Here is a 1,899-nt window from a genome sequence, read left to right on the forward strand (position 1 = left end):
CCCCTGCACCACCCCGCCACTCGGGAGCCGGGACGCTCCTGAGGCGTCCCGGCTCCCGAGTGGCGGGGTGGTGCAGGGGGTGGGGCTGGTGATCCGGGATCAGGAGGCGGCGATCGCCTCGGTGACCGCGGAGCGGGCGTCGGCGGCGCTGTCGGCGGCGAGAGCGAGCTCCGCGTACCGCTTGGCGTCGTCGAGAGTGTGCTCGGCCAGCTCGGCGCGGACGTCGGCGAGAGCGGACGGCGACATCGAGAGGGTGGTGGCGCCGAGGCCGACGAGGACCACGGCGAGCAGCGGGTCGGCGGCGGCTTCTCCGCAGATCCCGACGGGCTTGCCCAGCGCCGCTCCCGCGCGGCCGACCTCTCCGACGAGGCGGAGCACTGCCGGGTGCCACGGGTCCTGGAAAGCCGAGACCGTGCCGAGCATGCGGTCGGCGGCGAGCGTGTACTGGGTCAGGTCATTGGTGCCGATCGAGGCGAAGTCCGCGACTCCGAGGATGCGGTCGGCGAGCAGGGCGGAGGAGGGGACCTCCACCATCACTCCGGCGGTGCGGATGCCGAGCTCCCGCGCCATCGAGGTGAAGTAGCGGGTCTCGTCCACGGTCGCGACCATCGGCGCCATGACCCAGAGGTCGGCGTCGGTGGCGGCGTCGGCCTGGGCGAGGGCGGTGAGCTGGTCGCGGAGGATCTGCTCGCTGGCGCGGAGGGCGCGCAGTCCGCGGAGACCGAGGGCCGGGTTCTCCTCGTGGTCGTCGTTGAGGAAGCTCAGCGGCTTGTCGGCGCCGGCGTCGAGCGCGCGGACGACGACCTTGCGGCCGGGGAACGCAGCGAGCAGGCGCGTGTACTGCTCCGCCTGCTCGGCGACCGAGGGCGCCTCCTTCGCGTCGAGGAAGAGGAACTCGGTGCGGAACAGCCCCACTCCCTCGGCGCCGAGCTCGACCGCGTTCGCAGCGCCGTCGGCCGAGCCGAGGTTCGCGAGCAGCGGCACGGCGTGGCCGTCGGCCAGCGCGCCGGGGACGACCGGTGCGGCGAGCATCTCGGCGCGCTCGGCGATCGAGGACTTCGCGGCGCCGATCTCGGCGTCCGAGGGGTTCACCGTCACGACGCCGGAGGTGGCGTCGAGGATGACGAGCTGGCCGTCCCGCAGGTCGAGGGCGCCGGTGGTGCCGACGATGGCGGTGATCGACTTCTCCCGGGCGAGGATCGCCGTGTGCGAGGTCGGTCCACCGTCGCTGGTGATCAGGCCGAGGACCTTCTCGAGGTCGAGCAGCGCCGTGTCGGCCGGAGCGAGGTCGCGGGCGACGAGCACGAACGGCTCGTCCGACTCGGGGACGCCGGGAGCGGCGACGCCGCGCAGGTGCGCCACGACGCGCTGCGAGACGTCGTCGAGGTCGGTCGCGCGCTCGGCCATGTAGCCGCCCATCGCCACGAGCAGGTCGCGGAAGCCGGCGAAGGCCTCGTGCACGGCGCGCTCCGCGGTCTTGCCCCCGGCGATCCGCGCCTTGACGTCGTCCGCGAGGGACGGGTCCTCGGCCATCAGGGCCTGGGCGTCGAGGACGTCCTTCGCCGAGCCGCCGGCCCGCTCGCCTCGGTGGCGGATCGTCGCGGCGGTGGCGGACAGCGACGAGACGGCGCGCTCCTCCTCCTGGGCGACGCTGCGGGTGCTGGCGGTGTCCTCGGGCTCGGGCAGCGGCTCCGGCATGCGCAGGACCGGCCCGAGGGCCAGCCCGCGTCCCACTCCGGTGCCCTGGAGCTTGGCGGAGGCGTAGGCGGTCTGAGGAGTGGACAGCGTCATGGGTGCTCGTTCCTGTCGTGCGGAGTGCGACCGAGTCGAACGAGGAGGCAAAGTAATGGCAACCGTCAATGACAGCGCCGGCCACGAGTCGGCCGCCCACGACGTGAA

At 73.7% G+C, this 1,899-nt stretch carries 1 protein-coding gene; it reads right to left on the reverse strand.

Annotated features, from left to right (window positions below; translation table 11 throughout):
- Positions 1 to 99: 99 nt before the first annotated feature.
- Complete coding sequence (gene ptsP / locus C5D09_RS16980) at positions 100 to 1,698, reverse strand: phosphoenolpyruvate--protein phosphotransferase (RefSeq protein WP_244229676.1); 1,599 nt, start codon at positions 1,696 to 1,698, stop codon at positions 100 to 102.
- Positions 1,699 to 1,899: the final 201 nt, after the last annotated feature.

Origin of the sequence: Rathayibacter sp. AY1C9 (genome assembly GCF_002932315.1) — a bacterium.
Classification (GTDB): Bacteria; Actinomycetota; Actinomycetes; order Actinomycetales; family Microbacteriaceae; genus Rathayibacter.